Raw genomic sequence first — 17,424 nt, forward strand, 5'->3', positions numbered from 1 at the left:
TCCACCGATCGCAAGAATTGGTGTCGCGGGCCCCGGGATTGGGACTTGTTCATTGGCATTTGGGCTGCCCGCCGACAAGAAAACAGGGCTTCCGAAATAGTGGGTCTAGCGATGTAGCGGACGCCCGACTCGAACCACCGATGCCTCAAGATGGTGGCTCCTACATGTTGGATCGCGGGCGCGCCAACCATGTTTTCAGGCATAGTGACAATCTCTGGCCCGTAGGCGAGGGGCGATCTTTGGGCCCGCTTCAATCAATCGGACAATCCAGAAAAGCTATGTCAGTTCAATCGCGCCTAGAGCTGCGTTTTGTCCGAACGCACCTTGAAAGTATTCAAATGCCGAAACCCTTCCAAGCTGAGTACGATGTTCGACCTTTCATCGCTCCAGATGAAGTTTTCACTTTCTTCTTGTTTTCGGCGCCTGTCAGGCAACCCGCACCGAACGGATGGAATGGAGAGTCTCTGGCTTTAGATGCGTGTAGCGACGCAGCATTTTCCAATCCTTGTGTCCGGTGACAAGTGCAACCTGTTCAATGGAAAATCGTGCCTCGAAAAGACGACTCGTGCCTTCGTGGCGCAGATCGTGGAAATGTAGGTCATCGATCTTCAATTGTTGGCACTGACGGCGAAATGCCGTTCCAACGGATCGTCCTGCAGGGGAATTCGCTGATCGTTGCCCTTCTTCTTTCGGGGATCTTTCCGATTGCGAATGAGGAGCATTCGGTTGCCGGCGTCGAAGTCGCGCATTCGACTCTTGCAATTTCATCTTGCCGCATAGCCGTTGCGATCGCGAATCGGATCACACGACCGACTGGGATCTGTTGCCGACTGTTTAATTCGAACGCTGAGATAATACGATCGAGTTCGTCTTGCGTGGGACGGCGGTTGCGCTCATCGCCTTTTCCGACGAGCCCGAGACGTCGAAGAGCGATCCGGGCGTGGTCGAGTGGTTCGGTTGAAACAACGATGCCGTGTACTGCGGCGGCGTGAGACAGAATCGTTTTGATGTATCCAAGATCGATACCGACGGTCACCGGGCCGACCCCCTCCATCGCGCGCTCTTTTCCAAATTTGATGAACCGCTCTCGATCAAGCTCTGGAAGACGAAGATGCCCAAGTCTTTCGTTCAGGAAGATGAGGCTCGCAGTTTTGGAGCGACCAATGTCCTTTCCCACCTCGGCCAAATCTTGACGATGAAGCGTGACGAGATCGCCGAAGAGTTGGACGTCGCGGGACTTTTGCGTCGTTGTCGGTTCTTGGCGATCGATCCGCCGCTCGATATCGATGGCCCATTCCTCGGCATCCTTTCGGCGGAGAAACGTCCCGTTGACATATTCCCCCTTTCGTCGGACTTGGGCTCTCCAAGAGCCGGATTTCAGTCTGGTGATAGTTGCCACGCGTGTGCGCTCCGTGTGCACTGAGGCGGCAAAAAGCCAAAAAAACATCGCGCTGTGGCGTAGAATAGAGTGCACACGAGGCGACCTAACGAGTTGAATTTGCTCGAAAAATGAAGCAATATCAATCACATAGATTTGCCGTGGCGCCCATGATGGATTGGACCGACCGGCACTGCCGCGTGTTCCATCGGCTGCTGTCGCGCCGGGCGTTGCTCTACACCGAGATGGTCACCACCGGCGCCGTGATTCATGGCGACCGCCAGCGGCTGCTCGGCTTCGATCGAAGCGAGCATCCGGTGGCGCTGCAGCTCGGCGGCTCCGATCCCGGCGATCTCGCGACGTCAGCCAAGATCGGCGAGGAGTTCGGCTACGATGAGATCAATCTCAACGTCGGCTGCCCGTCGGACCGGGTGAAGGACGGCCGCTTCGGGGCCTGTTTGATGGCCGAGCCTGCGCTCGTCGCCGCCTGCGTCGCCGCGATGAAGCGCGCCGTTCGCATTCCCGTCACGGTGAAGTGCCGCATCGGCATCGACGATCAGGATCCGGAAATCGCACTTGATGTGCTGGCGGATGCGGTCGTCGACAGCGGCTCAGACGCGCTGATCGTGCACGCGCGCAAGGCGTGGCTGGACGGCTTGTCGCCGAAGGAGAACCGTGACATCCCGCCGCTCGACTACGACAGGGTGTACCGGCTGAAGGCGAGGCTGCCGCACGTGCCGGTCATCATCAATGGCGGCATCGGCAGCATCGAGGCTGCGCAAGGTCATCTCGCGCATGTCGATGGCGTGATGCTCGGGCGAGCTGCCTATCAGGAGCCGTGGCGGCTGCTCGATGTCGATCCCATGCTGTTCGGTGAGGCCGCGCCGCATCTGTCGATGCAAGAGGCGCTGGCGGCGCTGGAGCCTTATATCGAACATCAGCTCGGGCAGGGCACGCGGCTGCACGCGATGACGCGGCATCTCGTCGGGGCCTATCATGCGGTGCCGGGGGCGCGCGCCTTCCGCCGCCATCTTGCCGAACGTGGAGTCAAGCCGGACGCCGGCATCGAGGTGCTGCGCGAGGCGATGGCAATGGTCGAGGATCGTCCGGCGGTTGCGGCGCTCGCCTGAGCGGATCAGGCCGGCGGCAGCAACTCGGTGACGGTCTGTCGCGCGAGCGCATTCTCCTCCGGCAGGGCTGCAACGAGGCGCTGGGCCTCAGCTGCGGTCGGGAAAGCCGTGCAGCATCAGCCGGTCGGAGCGCACTTCCCAGCGCTCCAGCCGGTCGAGGAAGCTCATGCCGAGCAAATTGGTCTTCATCTGGCCGTGCGGCACTACCAAGGCCGGAACCGAGCGTTCCACCAGTTTGCCGATCGCAAGCCGGTCCAAGGTCAGGCGCGCCGCCTTGGTGTGACCGCCGGCGGTCTCGACGTCGACGTCGTAGGCGAGCAGTTCGAGCGGCAGGCCCGCGGCCTTGGCGGTCTCGTAGGTCAGAACTACCGATGTGGCGCCGGTGTCGACCACCATCGGCGCGGTGACGCCGTTGATCTTGGCGCGCAACGCGAACTCACCGCCTCTGGTGCGCTCGATCTCGACCGCGTTGGTCGGAGGGCTCGCCTTGGCTCTGAGCACGCGGCTGCGCAGAACCTCCGACACGGTGTCGCTTGCGAGCGCCGCCTGCTCGGGATCCTTGTAGACGATCACGGCGCCCGCGGTGAGCACCATGGTGACGAGAACGAGCGCGATCTTGTTCATGCCGCGCCTCCCGTCGGCACGGAGGCGCTCAGTCGTGCCGACGCGCCAGCGCGGGCAGGCCGGCGTCGTGCATGCGGGAAGGCAGCCCGTCCATCAGCGCCAGCCGCTCGTCGCGCGACATGCGGCCCCAGCGGGCGATCTCCGGCAGCGTGCGTCCGCAACCGAAGCAGAGCTTCGTCTTCGGGTCGATCATGCAGACGGCGATGCAGGGCGTATCCTGGCTCATGGAGCGAGTTTGAAAGGTTCTGCCACTGTCGTGCAAGTGCAATCATCTCACAGTCCCGTTCCGGCATTCATGATCGGCTTGCGCACCCGGCGCTTCTCCTTAGCGGGGGCGATCGCATGCTCCGGCTGCAATGGCGGGGCCTCGTCCGACAGCGGAGCGAGCGCCGACATCACCCGCTCCGGCGGGAAGGTGACGATCACCTCGGTGCCGATGCGGACCTTCGATTTCAGCGTGAACGTGCCGCCATGCATCTCGATCAGGTTCTTGGCGATCGGCAGGCCGAGCCCGGCCCCCTGTTCGGCCGACTTGATCGAGTTGGAGCCCTGGCCGAACGAGGCGAGCACGATCGGAATCTCGTTCTCGGGGATGCCCGAGCCGGTGTCCTTGACGCTGAGATATTGCCCGCCCGAGGCTGTCCAGCCGGCCTTGAGCCAGATGTCGCCGCCCTGCGGCGTGAACTTGATGGCGTTGGAGAGCAGGTTGAGCACGACCTGGCGGATCGCGCGCTCGTCCGCCCACAGCCGCGGCATCTTCCGCTCGAACACCTCGTGAATGGTGATGCCGCGGCTCGTGGCGCGCAGCTTCAGGAGATGATGGCAGTCGGCGATCACGTGCACGAGCGCCACGGCTTCCTCGTTGAGCTCGTAGCGGCCGGCCTCGATGCGCGAGAGATCGAGGATCTCGTTGATCAGGTTGAGCAGGTGGACGCCGGAATTGTGGATGTCGGCCGAATATTCCTTGTAGACCGGCACCGCGTGCGTTCCGAAGATCTCGCTCTTCATCACCTCGGAAAAGCCGAGGATGGCGTTCAGCGGCGTGCGCAGCTCGTGACTCATCTGCGCGAGGAAGCGCGACTTGGCAACGTTGGCCGCTTCTGCTCGGTAGCGCGCCTCGTCGGAGATCGCTTTGGCCTGCTCGAGCTCGCCGATCAGGGCGTCCTTCTCGGCGCGTGCTTCGAGCGTGGCGAGCGTGGTCGAATGCAGCTGATGGGCGAGCAGCACGAAATAGCCTTCTGCTGCGACCGCGAATCCGGCCAGCAGGTAATTGTCGAACGTGCCCGACAGCACGAGGCTGAGGGTGATCGCGACCGTGACTGGTGCGGTGACCGCGACGGCTGCGACGGGCAGGTTGGCAGCGAGCATGCTGGAGACGGCGATCACCAGCAGCATCAGGAACATCATCAGCGTGCCTGACACCGCCGCGAGTGCGGGGTGGATCAGGATCGCCATCCAGCACACGCCGTAGAGCAGGTCGAGCAGCACGAAGCGCGTGCGCCAACGCCGCGTCGCCGCCATCGACGGCTGGTCGGCGAGAAAGTTCGAGCAGTTGCGGACGATCGCAGCGTGGATGCAAAGCACGCCGGCCGTCCAGGCGCCGGCCGCCAGCGTATGGAGCCAGGCGCTCAGCATCAGGCCGGTTGCGACCACCAGCAGCACGACGATGTAGGAGGCGGAGATGCGGGTCTGCGCGTATTGGCGCAGCAGCTCGCGATCGAAGGCCGGACGCGTTCCCGATGTCGACGTTAACCGGTCGCGCGCTTCGCGCACCCGCTGCTGCGCGGCCCGGCGCTGGCTTGCCGGTGCAAGCGCCGGCGGATCTGCCGGAAGCTCGACGACCTCAGGCTTTTCAGCGGGTTTACTCATCAAACAACACAAATCCTGCCCGCGAGGTACGGGCTGCTTTCTGCATTGTCTATAACTGGGCCCAAATCCTTAAGACGGATTATAGACAACGAAAAATTTGCGTTAACCGCGCGTTAAATTAACCATTGTGCGAGGCTCAGCGGAGCTGCATTCGCAGGCGGCGCCAGCCGATCACCACGCCCGTGATGCTGAAGACGAGGCCGATCGCGCAAAGGCCGACGATGAGAGCCGTGCGCAGCGCCGCATGGGCGAGCAGGGCCGGAAAGTCGAGCGTGTGCAGCGCCTGATAGAGCCACCGATAGGCGCGTCGGGACGGATCGAGCTTCTCGAGCACCGCGCCGGAGGCGGCGTCGACATGATACCAGGTGTCGCCGCAGATCACGCGATGGACCGGCGCGCCCGTCACATCGGAGACGAACGGATAGTCGTCGCCCGGCTCGACTTCGGTCGAGCGCGCGCAATCGTGGCCCAGGCGGGACGTTGCGGCATTGACGTCGGCCGGCTGCAGCAAGCGTCCGATGATCCTTGCCGAAGCGCCGTCCAGCACCGAAATCTGCTGCTGGCCCGGCGCTCGCCGGGTGCGCTGATGGAGGCGGCCGCCGAAGGCGAACCACTCGATCTCGCGAGCCTCGCCATGCACCGCCGCGAGTGCAACCGCAGTCAGGCGGCTCCAATCCGGTGTGCCGACCAGCATGGCTTCCTCGGACGGCGTCAGATGGCCGGTCGCGAACAGCCTACCATGGTCCATCGACAGCCAACCGCTGACCATCCAGGTCAGCACGAACTGCATGCAGAGCAGACCAGCCCAATGATGCCACAGGTGCCAGCCGCGGTAGCGCGAGCACAGCCGCGCCTCGCGAGGTCGCAGCCGCATCGGACCGAGCAGGGCGCCGGTCACGGCGGCGATGACGGCCGCGAGCGATAGCCACCACACGACGACGTTCCAGGCCGCCCAGTCCTTGCGCAGGACGGTTGGATAGATCCAATGGACAACGCTGCCGACGTAGTTCCAGGCGCGTTCGAAGCGTGTCGTGTCGAGCACGACCTCGCCGGTCTTCGACGACACGTACAGCTCGGTCCCGTCGGGATCGTGGAGCGCGATCCGGTGCAGCGGACGATGCACATCGAACCGGTTCGGCACCGTCCATTGATCGTAGCTGTCCAGCGCTGCGATGGCGGCGCGATCGGCCTCGAGCCCGCGTCGCTGGGCTGCTGCGCGTGCCACCGATAGTGCGAGACCGGGATCGTTCACGTCGGCTGCGGCCAGCGTGTCGGCATGAAAGGCCGCGCTGAGGCCGGCGGCCGAGATGACATAGACCGGACCATCCACGCGCTGAAACAGCCGGATGCGGGCGGGATGATCGATGCCACCAGCGGCGAGGGCCTCCGCGGGACTGCGCAGCGACACGGCGATGTCGAGCACCGGCAGCGCGGCGAAGCGATCGCTCTCGGTCTGCGCCGGGAATGGCACGTAGTGCATCACGATCCCGGTCGCGAACCACAGCACGAACAGCGGACCGAGCGGGATGCTCAACCAGCGGTGCATGAGGATCAGCGCCTGGATCATGCTGTCATCAGAACTTGAACGAGGCCTCGACCTCGTAGGTGCGCGGCGCGCCGAGGAAGATCTGGTCGGGATAGAACGGATCGCTCCAGGCCGCGTAGCGCCTGTCGGTGACGTTGCGGATGCGCAAGGCGAGGCGCGTGCTGGTCGCGGTGGCGAACATCGGCACCTTCGGCAGATCGACGAAGGCGAACAGGTCGGCGGTGGTGTAGGCGTTTAGCTTCACCGTGTTGGCATCGGTGCTCCATCGATCGCCGACATGGCGCACCGAGAAGCCGAGCTCGACCGGCCACCAGCCGGGATTGAGGAAGCGGTAGGAGCCGCCACCATTGACGATGATGGCGGGAATGTTAGGCGGCGTGTTGCCCGAGAACGAGCCGCCGCCCGCGAGATCATAGTCGGCATAGCGGGCGCGGACATAGGCGACGTTGCCCCATAGCTTGCTCTCCGGCGTCGGCCGCACGGCGGCCGCGACCTCGATGCCCTGCGATTTCACCTTGCCGGCGAGGTTGAGCTGCTGGCCGGCCTGGGCGCTGTAGACGTTGTTGCGCGCGATGTCGAAGGCCGACAAAGTCCACTCCGCGCGCCCGTTCCACAGCAGCTGCTTGACGCCGGTCTCGTAGCTGCGGGAGTCGGACAGCGCGAGGTTCTGCGTCGGACTCAAGATGAAGATGCTGTCGGCCGAGATGTCGGTGGCCGTCGCATATTGGCTGTAGAAGGTGGTGCCGGGTAGTGCCTCCCACGTGTAGCCGATGTGGCCGGTGACAGGCTGCCAGCTCTTCGAATAGGGGAAGCCACTTTTCACCGCGCCATTCCTGTCGACCGAGTTGCGGTCGAGCGAGAACGGATTGTAGCGCAGGCCGCCGACCAGGGCGAACGTATCGGTGAGCTTCAGCCGGTCCTCGAGGTTCAGGGCGACGCTGTCGATCGTGGCGGTCTGCAACTGCGTTCCGAGCTGGCCATAAACACCGCGGTCGAAGCCGACCAGGGGGACCGAGTCACCGGGAAAGTTCGCCGCGCCGGGCCGCGTGAAGTCGGTATGGGAGCTCTCGACCGAGGTGACGAGACGGTTGGAAAGGCCGAAGATGCTGCCGTTCCAGGTCATGTCGGTGGTGTTGCCGACCATGTTATGGTTGTGGTGGACGAAGAAGCGCTCGCGATCGACCGTGTTGGTGGTCGCGTTGAACGCCGAGACCTCGTTGTTGTACCAGTCGCGGCTGGCATTGTAGTTGTAGATCTGGCTGCGCAGCTTGACGGCGTTGTTCAGGTCCCATTCGAAGCCGCTGCGAACCCAGGACTCCTTGATCGTCTTGTGTCCGTCGATCACGTTGTAGTTGGTCGATAGCGTGCGGCCGTCGATCGTGACCGCGCCGAGATCGGTGCCATTATAGGCGGACACCTTGGTGCCCGACACGATGCCGCTGGTCGCATTGGCGCCGCTGGAGGCCACCGGCACCAGCGGCGTGCCCTCATAGGGCTTGGCCTTGTAGTCCTTGAACTCGGCGGCAAAGAAGGTCTTGAAGCTGTCGGACAGTCGGTAGTCGAGCTGGCCCGAGACATGGACGTTCTTGAACTCGGTGTCGTCGATGAAGCCGACCTCCCTGGTTCGGCTGATGTCGAAGCGATAGTCGAGGCCCTCGATCGCGGTGCTGCCGCCGGAGTCGAAGCCGCTGCGGAACGTGCCGCGCTGGTCGAAGCCTATGAAAGCCTCGGTCTGGACCGGTCCGTTGTGCGGCGCCTTGGTCACGAAGTTGATGGTGCCGCCGACCGCGCCCTGGCCGGAGATCAGCGAGGAGGGGCCTTTGAGAAACTCGACCCGGTCGAGGTTGAACGTCTCCATCGTCAGCGCGGTGAAGCCGGTCGGCCCGATGTTGATGCCGTTGTAAAGGACGTTGACCTGGTTGCCCTGAAAGCCGCGCATGGCATAGCCGACATCGTTCGGCGCATCGCCAGCGCTGACGCCGGTGGCGCCTTTCACCGCATCGACGGTGGTGTGATAGCCCTGCTCGCGCAGAGTCGCTGCGCCCATTACCTCGATCGATGCCGGCGCCTCGCGCGCGATCAGGCCCAGCCGGCCGCCGACCGCCGGAGCCGCATTGCCGTTGAGTGGCGTCGCCGCTGGGGAGGCGGACGCGTGGGGCGATGGCGCGGCTGCCGGCGATGGCGTCGCTGTGCCTCGGGGCATGGGGTGCACCGTCCCGCTGGCTGTTCTGACCGGTGACGGCGAACGGCCGGCAGCCTGTCGCTGGCGCGGCGCATCGACGGTGACGTTTGGCAGCAGCGTGTCGGCCGCCGGCCTCACGCCAGGATTTGCTGCCTGCTGCGCACGGGCCAGCGGAACAGCTGCGCAGAAGACCGCCGCAACGAGTCCCGCCAACGCAATCAAACCCTGGACGTCCCGCATACTCATTCCGATTCCCCCACGCGGTCCGGCCATGCCGGTGTCCGCGCCCCCTCCAGCGCTCTTGTGACCGGGACGAGAGCTAACGCAGAGCGTAAAACATGTAATGTTATAACATTACATATCCTCTCTTCTGGTCAAGCCTGTCTCTGTTCGGCAACACATGCGAACGATTGGCGATTGCAACGGGTATCAGCGAGTCGGAGGGTGCGCAACGGCGCCGGCTGATACGGGTCAGACAGGGCGCGCGAGGTCCCGGCCGACGGCGGTGACGAGCCAGTTGGTCGTCACGGGGCAGAAATAAACGTGCCGCCGCTCGAAGCGAGCGGCGGCACGTTCATCGGATCGCGATCGCGGATTACTTCTCCAGGCGGGCCAGCAGGCTCGACGTGTCCCAGCGCTTGCCGCCGAGCTTCTCGACTTCGGAATAGAACTGGTCGACCAGCGCGGTCACCGGCAGATGGGCGCCGTTGCGGCGCGCTTCGCTGAGGCAGATCGACAGGTCCTTGCGCATCCATTCCACCGCAAAACCAAAGTCATACTTGCCGTCGTTCATGGTCTTGTAGCGGTTCTCCATCTGCCAGGACTGGGCGGCGCCCTTGGAGATGGTCTCGATCACGGCGGGCACGTCCAAGCCCGACTTCTTCGCGAAATGGATGCCCTCGGACAGGCCCTGCACGAGGCCGGCGATGCAGATCTGGTTGACCATCTTGGTCAGCTGGCCGGAGCCCGCCGGTCCCAGCAGCTTGCACATCCGGGCATAGGCCGCGATTACCGGCTCGGCGCCCGCATAGGCGTCCGCGGTGCCGCCGCACATCACCGTCAGCACGCCGTTCTCCGCGCCGGCCTGGCCGCCGGACACCGGCGCGTCGATGAATTTGAAGCCGGCCTTGGTGGCTGCGGCATCGAGCTCACGTGCCACTTCAGCCGAGGCCGTGGTGTGGTCAACGAAGGTTGCGCCCTTGGTCATGCCGGCGAAAGCGCCGTCCGGGCCGATGGTCACCGCGCGCAGATCGTTGTCGTTGCCGACGCAGCACATCACGAAGTCCTGGCCCTCGGCGGCCTGCTTCGGCGTCGCGGCGGTCTTGCCGCCGAACTTGTCAGCCCATTCCTTCGCCTTGGCCGCGGTACGGTTGTAGACCGTGACCTCGTGACCGCCCTTCTTCACGAGATGTCCTGCCATGGGGAAACCCATGACGCCGAGACCGATGAAAGCGACTTTAGCCATATGAGCTACCTTGACCTTGGGGTTCTGCCGACAGCCTTGAGAGGGCCGGGCCGTTCTTGACGGAAAACATCAGCGGCCGGCCGGGTTCCGGCGGCGGCGCTGGACGCCGCACCATAGCCGCTTGCGAAACAGGGGCAACGGCTTCGTGACGGATGCGAAAACGTCCGCCCGTGCTAAAGAGGCATCATCATGACGGCTTGCAAAGCCGTCATCCGGCAACGAAATCCAGTCAACCAACGAACCAGCCAGGGAGTATCTCGCATGGGCGTCAGCGTCGGCGTGCTCGATCATTTCAACATCCGGACCCGCAACCTCGCCGAGACCGTGCGCTTCTACGAGGACGTGCTTGGGCTCGAGAACGGCGCCCGGCCGAACTTCGCCTTTCCCGGCGCCTGGATGTACAGCGAGGGCCGCCCGGTGGTGCACCTGGTCGACATCTCGCCGACCTCGGAGGCACAGAAGCCGGACTCTGGCGTCGTCCACCATGTCGCCTTTGTCAGCCGCGGCTTTGCCGGCATGAAGGCGCGGCTCGTCGCCAAGGGCATGCCGTTCGACGCGCGGCAGGTGCCGGGTGGGGACCTGTGGCAGATCTTCGTGCGCGACCCCAACGGCGTAACGATCGAGCTCAATTACGAGGCGGCCAAGGAGCAGGCCGACGACGCGCCGGTGGAGACCGCCGGCGACATCGGAACCAAGGTGGCGTTTTGAGCCGGCCGGCCTTATGAAGCAGCGCAACGCAGGGCCGGGGCGGTCCCGTCGCGGACGACGGAAGATCATGTCCGGTCAACAGGATAGGGCGCGACGATGTGGCGCGTTCTGAACTTCTTCAGGAGACGCGCCGTGAGCGTGACGCAGCAGCAGGTTATCGAGGCACTCAAGCGGGTCCGCTCGCCACGCGGCGTGGCGCTGCCGGACGCCGGCGTGCTGTCGCCGATCACCGCCAATGACGGCAAGGTGTTCTTCTCGATCAATGTCGAGGCCAGCGAGGCCCGCGCCTGGGAAGACACCCGCGCGAAAGCCGAAGCCGCCGTGCGCGCCATTCCCGGCGTGACCATGGCGATGATCGCGCTGACCGCCGAGCGCAAGGCGGGCGCTGCCGCCCCGCCGCCGCGGCAGGGCGGCGTGCAGCCGGTCGCGGCGCATCGTCCGCATCAGCACCAGCATCCGGCCGACTCGCCGATGTCCCGGCAGGCTCCGATCCCGGGCATCGCGGCGGTCATCGCCGTCGCCTCCGGAAAGGGCGGTGTCGGCAAGTCGACCACCGCGATCAATCTCGCGCTGGGCCTGCGCGATCTCGGCCTCAAGGTCGGGCTGCTCGACGCCGACATCTACGGCCCCTCGGTGCCGCGACTGACCGGCCTGCAGGAAAAGCCCAAGCTCACCGACGACAAGAAGATGATTCCGCTGTCGCGGTTCGGCCTGTCGATCATGTCGATCGGCTTTCTCGTCGACGAGGACAGCCCGATGATCTGGCGCGGCCCGATGGTGATGTCGGCCATCAACCAGATGCTGCGCGACGTCGCCTGGGGTACGCTCGACGTGCTCGTCGTCGACATGCCGCCGGGCACCGGCGATGCCCAGCTGACTCTGGCGCAGAATGTGCCGCTGAAGGGCGCCGTGATCGTGTCGACGCCGCAGGACCTGTCGCTGATCGACGCCCGCCGCGGGCTTGCGATGTTCCGCAAGGTCAACGTGCCCGTGCTCGGCATCATCGAGAACATGAGCTACTTCCAGTGCCCGCAATGCGGCACCCGGTCCGACATCTTCGGTCATGGCGGCGCGCGCCACGAGGCCGAGCGGCTCGGCGTGCCGTTCCTCGGCGAGATCCCGTTGCACATGGACATCCGCACGACGTCGGACGCCGGCAACCCGTTGGTCGAGAGCGAGCCGAACGGTCCGCACGCGGCAATCTATCGGAGCATCGCCGCGTCGGTGCGGGATCAGCTCAAGGACGCCATCGCCGCTGCTTGATGCACTGCAGCGAAGCGCGTGCGACTATTGGACCGTTTGTCATTCCAACGTCGCGTTTTCGCTTAACCGGTTCCGTGCTAAAGCCCGGCCCGGATCGCCTTCGACCGTGTGCGGCCAATCGCATCGGCGGATAAATGCTTTTTCAACGGGAAACGCCCCCAACAAGGAGATGCCCTAATATGAAGCGTCGTGATTTTCTGAAGGTTTCGGCCGCCGGTGCCGCGGCGACGGGGGCCATCGCCTCGCCGGCGATCGCGCAGTCGTCGCCCGAGATCAAGTGGCGGTTGACCTCGAGCTTCCCGAAGTCGCTCGACACGATCTATGGCGGCGCCACCGAGCTGGCCAAGTACGTCGCCGAAATGACCGACAACAAGTTCCAGATCCAGGTGTTCGCGGCCGGCGAAATCGTTCCCGGCCTGCAGGCGCTGGACGCGACCGCCAACGGCACCGTCGAGATGTGCCACACGGTGTCGTATTACTACGTCGGCAAGGACCCGACCTTCGCGATCTTCGCTTCGGTGCCGTTCGGCCTCAATGCCCGGCAGCAGAACTCCTGGCTGTATCAGGGCGGCGGCAACGAGCTCGCCAACGAGTTCTACAAGAAGTTCGGCGTGATCGGCTTTCCCTGCGGCAACACCGGCACCCAGATGGGCGGTTGGTTCCGCAAGGAGATCAAGACCGCCGCCGACCTCTCGGGCCTGAAATTCCGCATCGGCGGCATCGCCGGCCAGGTGCTGCAGAAGCTCGGCGTCGTGCCGCAGCAGCTCGCCGGTGGCGACATCTACCCGGCGCTGGAGAAGGGCACCATCGACGCGGCCGAGTGGGTCGGCCCCTATGACGACGAGAAGCTCGGCTTCCAGAAGGTGGCCAAGTACTATTACTATCCGGGTTGGTGGGAAGGCGGTCCGACCGTCCATGCCTACACCAACCTGGACAAGTGGAATTCGCTGCCCAAGAGCTACCAGGCGATCCTGACCAACGCGACCATGGCCGCGAACACTTGGATGGCGGCGCGCTACGACATGCAGAACCCGTCGGCGCTGAAGCGCCTGGTCGCCGGCGGTACCCAGTTGCGCCCGTTTACCAACGAGGTGCTGGAAGCCTGTCTCAAGGCGACCAACGAGCTTTGGGGCGAGATCTCGGCCAAGAATCCCGACTTCAAGAAGTCGATCGATGCCATGCAGGCCTACCGCTCGGACGAATATCTGTGGTGGCAGGTCGCCGAATACACCTACGACAGCTTCATGATCCGCTCGCGCACCCGCGGCTGATCTTCAGCATTTCGATCGGCGGATAGACATTGAGCCCGGCCTCGCAAGAGGCCGGGCTTTTGCGTTGCATTGCGACATCGTTTTGCAATGGCACTCCGACGCACTTTGATCCACACTGGAACTAAGCCTCGCAAGAAGGCTGCCCAGGAAACGAACACAATCACCACAAGGGAGGAAAGAGCATGAAGCGGAGAGACTTCATCAAGGTCACCGGGCTCGGCGCTGCAGGCGCCGCCGCGATCGCATCGCCCGCGATCGCGCAATCGATGCCGGAGATCAAATGGCGCATGACCACGAGCTGGCCGAAATCGCTCGACACGCTGCATGGCGGCGCCGAGATCATGGCCAAGATGATTGGTGAGGCCACCGACAACAAATTCCAGATCCAGACCTTCGCCGCCGGCGAGATCGTGCCCGGCCTGCAGGTGCTCGACGCCGTGCAGAACGGCACCGTCGAGATGGGCCACACCGCGTCCTACTATTATTTCGGCAAGGACCCGACCTTCACCTTCGGCTCGTCGGTGCCGTTCGGCCCGAACATGCGCATCAACCAGGCCTGGTACCTGATGGGCGGGGGCAAGGAGATCCTCAACGAGTTCTACAAGAGCTACAACGTCACCTCGCTGCTGGCCGGCAACACCGGCTGCCAGATGGGTGGCTGGTTCCGCAAGGAGGTCAACTCCGTCGACGATCTCAACGGCATGAAATTCCGCATCGGCGGTTTTGCCGGGCGGGTGCTGCAGAAGCTCGGCGCGGTGCCGCAGCAGATCGCCGGCGGCGACATCTATCCGGCGCTTGAGAAGGGCACGATCGACGCCGCCGAATGGGTCGGTCCCTATGACGACGAGAAGCTCGGCCTCTACAAGGTCGCGCCGCACTACTACTTCCCCGGCTGGTGGGAGGGCGGGCCGATGCTGCTCGCCATGATCAACCTCGACAAGTGGAACGCGCTGCCCAAGCACTATCAGAAGCTGATCGAGCAGGCCGGCCACTACTCCAACAACTGGATGATGGCCAAGTACGATTCCGCCAACCCGCTGGCGCTGCGCAAGCTGATCGCCGGCGGCGCCAAGCTGCATCCGTTCCCGGCCCCGGTCATGGAAGCCTCGTTCAAGGCCGCCAAGGAGCTGCATGCCGAGGTCGCCGCCGGCAATCCAAACTTCAAGAAGGCGCTGGACTCGCTCACGGCCTATTCGGGTGCGGGCTATTCCTGGTTCCAGGTCGCCGAGGTCGGCTACGACAACTTCATGGCCCGGCGGTCGCAGAGCTGAGCGAGATTCCGTCGTTGCGAGCGCAGCGAGGCAATCCAGGGCTGCGCGCGTGCCCCTGGATTGCTTCGGCGCAAGGGCGCCTCGCAATGACGCGCTGATAGAGACGGTCCCAAACAGGTCCCAAACAAAAGAGGCGGCCCCAAACAAAAACCCCGGAAGCGGAGCTTCCGGGGTTTTCTTCATTCGGTCGGAGCCGCCGTCTACTGCTTCGGCGCACCGAAATCCAGCGGCGGCAGATCAATCTGCGGCACCTCGATCTTGACCTTGTCGAGGTCGACCTGGACCGGCTTGTCGAGCAGGCCGGTCACCGTGACCGGGAACGCGATTACGAGCAGCACCATGATCGCCTGCAGGCCGATCCATGGCATCGCGCCCCAATAGATGTCGGAGCTCTTCACTTCCTTCGGCGCGACGCCGCGCAGGTAGAACAGCGCGAAGCCGAACGGCGGATGCAGGAACGAGGTCTGCATGTTCACGCACAGCATGACGCCGAACCAGATCAGGGCGGCCTCCGGGCCGACCACCGGCGCCAGGATCTTCTGCGCGATCGGTGCGATCATCGGCAGGATGATGAAGGCGATCTCGAAGAAGTCGAGGAAGAAGGCCAGGAAGAAGATGAAGACGTTGATGAAGATCAGGAAGCCCCAGACGCCGCCGGGCAGGGAGGTGAGCAGGTGCTCCAGCCATTCGCCGCCGGAGACGCCCTGGAACACCACCGAGAAGCAGGTCGAGCCGATCAGGATGAAAGTGACCATGCAGGTGATGCGCATGGTTGTCTCGTAGCCCTGCTTGATCAGGTCGCGCAGGTCGGGGAGGGCGACGGCGCGGATGCAGAGCCAGGCAACCGCGAGATAGGTGACCGCGAAAGAGAGCTTGAATGCGAGGTTCTCGGTGAACAGCATCGCGATGATGGTGCCGATGCCGGCGGCGACGACGCCGACGATCAGGATGCTGCGATCGCTCTTGGTGAACTCCTTGTGGTGGATCACCGCCAGCACGATCGCGCCGACCGCGCCCATGGCGCCGGCTTCCGTCGGCGTGGCCAGGCCCATCATCATGGTGCCGAGCACGACAAAGATCAGCACCGCCGAGGGAATGATGCCCATCAGGCACTTCTTCCACAGCGCCCAGCCGGTCAGCGTACGCGCCTCCTTCGGCACCGGCGGCAGGTGGCCCGGCTTGACCAGGCCGAGCACGAAGGTGTAGCCGGCGAACAGCACGACCTGGAAGATCGAGGGGCCCCAGGCGCCGAGATACATGTCGCCGACCGATTTGCCGAGCTGGTCGGCCAGCACGATCAGCACCAGCGACGGCGGCACCAGCTGGGTGATGGTGCCGGACGCCGCGAGCACGCCGGTGATGTAGCGCATGTTGTAGCCGTAGCGCATCATCACGGGCATCGAGATCATCGCCATCGCGATCACCTGTGCCGCCACCGTCCCGGTGATGGCGCCGAGGATGAAGCCGACGATGATGACGGAATAGCCGAGGCCGCCGCGGATCGGCCCGAACAGCTGGCCCATCGAATCCAGCATGTCCTCGGCGAGCCCGCATCTCTCCAGGATCGCACCCATGAAGGTGAAGAACGGGATCGCGAGCAGCAGGTCGTTGGCGAGCACGCTGCCGAAGATGCGGCCCGGAATCGCCTGCAGGAAGTTGAGGTCGAAGAACCCTAAGTCGATGGCGAGGAAGCCGAACGACAGGCCGACGGCGGCGAGCGTGAACGCCACCGGGAAGCCGATCAGCATCGCCAGGACCAAGCCGCCGAACATCAGCGGCGGCATCATCTCCAGCGTAATCATTGCGTCGGCCTCTCGTATTTGGCGTCGATCGTCACTTCACCGCGCAGCGCGGCGGCGCGCTTGATCACCTCGGAGAGGCCCTGCAGCGCCAGCATCACGAAGCCCGCGGGGATGGCGAACTTCACCGGCCAGCGAAGCAGGCCGCCGGCATTGGCCGACATCTCGTTGACCGAATAGGACTGCATGAAGAACGGCCAGGACAGGTAGGCCAGCAGCAGGCAGGTCGGGATCAGGAAGAACAGTGTGCCGATCAGATCGAGCCAGAGCTGGCCGCGCTCGGACAGATAGAGATAGAGCAGCTCAACCCGAACATGCTCGTTGCGCCGGAAGGTGTAGGAGGCGCCGAACATGACCAGCAGCGCGAACATGTACCACTGCAATTCCAGCCAGCCGTTCGACGAGTAGCTGAAGGCATAGCGGATCATGGCGTTGATCGCGCTGACCAGGCAGGCCAGCAGCACCATGATATTGCAGACGTAACCGATCTTTTCGTTGAGCTGATCGATGGCGTTACTGATTGCCAACAAGGGGCGCATCATTGTCTCCGCTGCGGGCGCTGTCAGACGAGCGCGCCTGAGCTCTCAGGAGGCACGGCTTCGCGATCACGCAGAACGTGCATGTCGTCATGACGGCGCGCTTGAAGCGAATCCAACGAAACGTCCTCCCCCTCGATGCCTTCAGCTCTTGTTCGGCGCTTGTATGAAGGGCGAGCGCCCATCGGCCGCGCTGGGCCTGAAAGCGGGGGCACCATTTCAGCGCGCCGTCCTGCCGTCAATCGGAAAATGGACACATTGACGCGCCGGCAACAGTCTGGCGGCGCTGGCTAAACCCGGGTTCGGGGGGCGGCGTCCGGCCTGCCGAAAGAGCGGGCAGTTCGCTGCCGGCCGTCCATCGCTCCGATGGGGGCGGCCGTGG

General features: G+C 64.1%; 15 protein-coding genes. 5 read left to right on the forward strand and 10 right to left on the reverse strand.

The window, feature by feature from the left end:
• Positions 1-426 precede the first annotated feature (426 nt).
• The gene (locus QX070_RS23935) at positions 427-612 is read right to left on the reverse strand and encodes a tyrosine-type recombinase/integrase (protein ID WP_315739604.1); all 186 of its coding nucleotides are present in this window, start codon (positions 610-612) and stop codon (positions 427-429) included.
• Positions 599-1,399, reverse strand: a complete 801-nt coding sequence (locus QX070_RS23940; protein ID WP_315739605.1) for a hypothetical protein — start codon at positions 1,397-1,399, stop codon at positions 599-601. Before QX070_RS23940 ends, QX070_RS23935 begins: the two co-directional genes overlap by 14 nt.
• A 110-nt stretch (positions 1,400-1,509) precedes the next feature.
• Here QX070_RS23940 and dusA point away from each other — a divergent pair, with 110 nt between their 5' ends.
• Positions 1,510-2,508, forward strand: coding sequence for a tRNA dihydrouridine(20/20a) synthase DusA (gene dusA / locus QX070_RS23945; protein WP_315739606.1), 999 nt, complete (start codon positions 1,510-1,512; stop codon positions 2,506-2,508).
• 87 nt (positions 2,509-2,595) lie between these two features.
• Here the strand turns inward: dusA and QX070_RS23950 are convergent, their stop codons facing one another.
• The 6 genes from QX070_RS23950 to QX070_RS23975 form a co-directional block, all read right to left on the reverse strand.
• Positions 2,596-3,132 carry a TIGR02281 family clan AA aspartic protease gene (locus QX070_RS23950; RefSeq protein WP_315739607.1) on the reverse strand — a complete coding sequence of 179 codons (537 nt, stop codon included), beginning with the start codon at positions 3,130-3,132 and terminating at the stop codon, positions 2,596-2,598.
• A 28-nt stretch (positions 3,133-3,160) separates the two neighbouring features.
• On the reverse strand, positions 3,161-3,358 hold the full coding sequence (locus QX070_RS23955; RefSeq protein ID WP_315739608.1) for a DUF1289 domain-containing protein: 198 nt from the start codon (positions 3,356-3,358) through the stop codon (positions 3,161-3,163).
• Between the two features lie 47 nt (positions 3,359-3,405).
• The gene (locus tag QX070_RS23960; protein ID WP_315739609.1) at positions 3,406-5,001 is read right to left on the reverse strand and encodes a HAMP domain-containing sensor histidine kinase; all 1,596 of its coding nucleotides are present in this window, start codon (positions 4,999-5,001) and stop codon (positions 3,406-3,408) included.
• 136 nt (positions 5,002-5,137) lie between these two features.
• Complete coding sequence (locus QX070_RS23965; protein ID WP_315739610.1) at positions 5,138-6,568, reverse strand: PepSY domain-containing protein; 1,431 nt, start codon at positions 6,566-6,568, stop codon at positions 5,138-5,140.
• Positions 6,569-6,575: 7 nt separating this feature from the next.
• Entirely contained in the window at positions 6,576-8,975 is a 2,400-nt protein-coding gene (locus QX070_RS23970; protein WP_315739611.1) for a TonB-dependent receptor, read from the reverse strand.
• Positions 8,976-9,324: 349 nt separating this feature from the next.
• The gene (locus QX070_RS23975; protein ID WP_315739612.1) at positions 9,325-10,194 is read right to left on the reverse strand and encodes an NAD(P)-dependent oxidoreductase; all 870 of its coding nucleotides are present in this window, start codon (positions 10,192-10,194) and stop codon (positions 9,325-9,327) included.
• 261 nt (positions 10,195-10,455) lie between these two features.
• Between QX070_RS23975 and QX070_RS23980 the strand changes: the two genes are divergently transcribed.
• The 4 genes from QX070_RS23980 (at position 10,456) to QX070_RS23995 (ending at position 14,707) form a co-directional block, all read left to right on the forward strand.
• Complete coding sequence (locus tag QX070_RS23980) at positions 10,456-10,902, forward strand: VOC family protein (RefSeq protein WP_315739613.1); 447 nt, start codon at positions 10,456-10,458, stop codon at positions 10,900-10,902.
• Positions 10,903-11,034: 132 nt separating this feature from the next.
• On the forward strand, positions 11,035-12,165 hold the full coding sequence (locus QX070_RS23985; RefSeq protein WP_315739615.1) for an Mrp/NBP35 family ATP-binding protein: 1,131 nt from the start codon (positions 11,035-11,037) through the stop codon (positions 12,163-12,165).
• A gap of 134 nt (positions 12,166-12,299) precedes the next feature.
• Entirely contained in the window at positions 12,300-13,436 is a 1,137-nt protein-coding gene (locus QX070_RS23990) for a TRAP transporter substrate-binding protein (protein WP_409997703.1), read from the forward strand.
• Between the two features lie 182 nt (positions 13,437-13,618).
• Positions 13,619-14,707, forward strand: a complete 1,089-nt coding sequence (locus QX070_RS23995; protein WP_315739618.1) for an ABC transporter substrate-binding protein — start codon at positions 13,619-13,621, stop codon at positions 14,705-14,707.
• A 200-nt stretch (positions 14,708-14,907) separates the two neighbouring features.
• Here QX070_RS23995 and QX070_RS24000 read toward each other — a convergent pair whose 3' ends face one another.
• Together QX070_RS24000 and QX070_RS24005 are read right to left on the reverse strand one after the other, a co-directional pair.
• A complete protein-coding gene (locus tag QX070_RS24000; RefSeq protein WP_315739619.1) occupies positions 14,908-16,509 on the reverse strand; it encodes a TRAP transporter large permease subunit in 1,602 nt (533 codons plus the stop codon).
• The gene (locus tag QX070_RS24005; RefSeq protein ID WP_315739620.1) at positions 16,506-17,045 is read right to left on the reverse strand and encodes a TRAP transporter small permease subunit; all 540 of its coding nucleotides are present in this window, start codon (positions 17,043-17,045) and stop codon (positions 16,506-16,508) included. Before QX070_RS24005 ends, QX070_RS24000 begins: the two co-directional genes overlap by 4 nt.
• Positions 17,046-17,424 lie beyond the last annotated feature (379 nt).

This window comes from Bradyrhizobium sp. SZCCHNR1093 (genome assembly GCF_032381175.1).
GTDB lineage: Bacteria > Pseudomonadota > Alphaproteobacteria > Rhizobiales > Xanthobacteraceae > Bradyrhizobium.

Bases quoted from the DNA above. Each gene is read 5' to 3' on its own strand.
- QX070_RS23955 (WP_315739608.1), bottom strand. From the start codon at position 3,358: ATGAGCCAGGATACGCCCTGCATCGCCGTCTGCATGATCGACCCGAAG.
- QX070_RS23980 (WP_315739613.1), top strand. From the start codon at position 10,456: ATGGGCGTCAGCGTCGGCGTGCTCGATCATTTCAACATCCGGACCCGC.
- QX070_RS23970 (WP_315739611.1), bottom strand. From the start codon at position 8,975: ATGAGTATGCGGGACGTCCAGGGTTTGATTGCGTTGGCGGGACTCGTT.
- QX070_RS23965 (WP_315739610.1), bottom strand. From the start codon at position 6,568: ATGATCCAGGCGCTGATCCTCATGCACCGCTGGTTGAGCATCCCGCTC.
- QX070_RS23990 (WP_409997703.1), top strand. From the start codon at position 12,300: ATGCTTTTTCAACGGGAAACGCCCCCAACAAGGAGATGCCCTAATATG.
- QX070_RS23975 (WP_315739612.1), bottom strand. From the start codon at position 10,194: ATGGCTAAAGTCGCTTTCATCGGTCTCGGCGTCATGGGTTTCCCCATG.
- QX070_RS24000 (WP_315739619.1), bottom strand. From the start codon at position 16,509: ATGATTACGCTGGAGATGATGCCGCCGCTGATGTTCGGCGGCTTGGTC.
- QX070_RS23950 (WP_315739607.1), bottom strand. From the start codon at position 3,132: ATGAACAAGATCGCGCTCGTTCTCGTCACCATGGTGCTCACCGCGGGC.
- dusA (WP_315739606.1), top strand. From the start codon at position 1,510: ATGAAGCAATATCAATCACATAGATTTGCCGTGGCGCCCATGATGGAT.
- QX070_RS23960 (WP_315739609.1), bottom strand. From the start codon at position 5,001: ATGAGTAAACCCGCTGAAAAGCCTGAGGTCGTCGAGCTTCCGGCAGAT.
- QX070_RS23995 (WP_315739618.1), top strand. From the start codon at position 13,619: ATGAAGCGGAGAGACTTCATCAAGGTCACCGGGCTCGGCGCTGCAGGC.
- QX070_RS24005 (WP_315739620.1), bottom strand. From the start codon at position 17,045: ATGCGCCCCTTGTTGGCAATCAGTAACGCCATCGATCAGCTCAACGAA.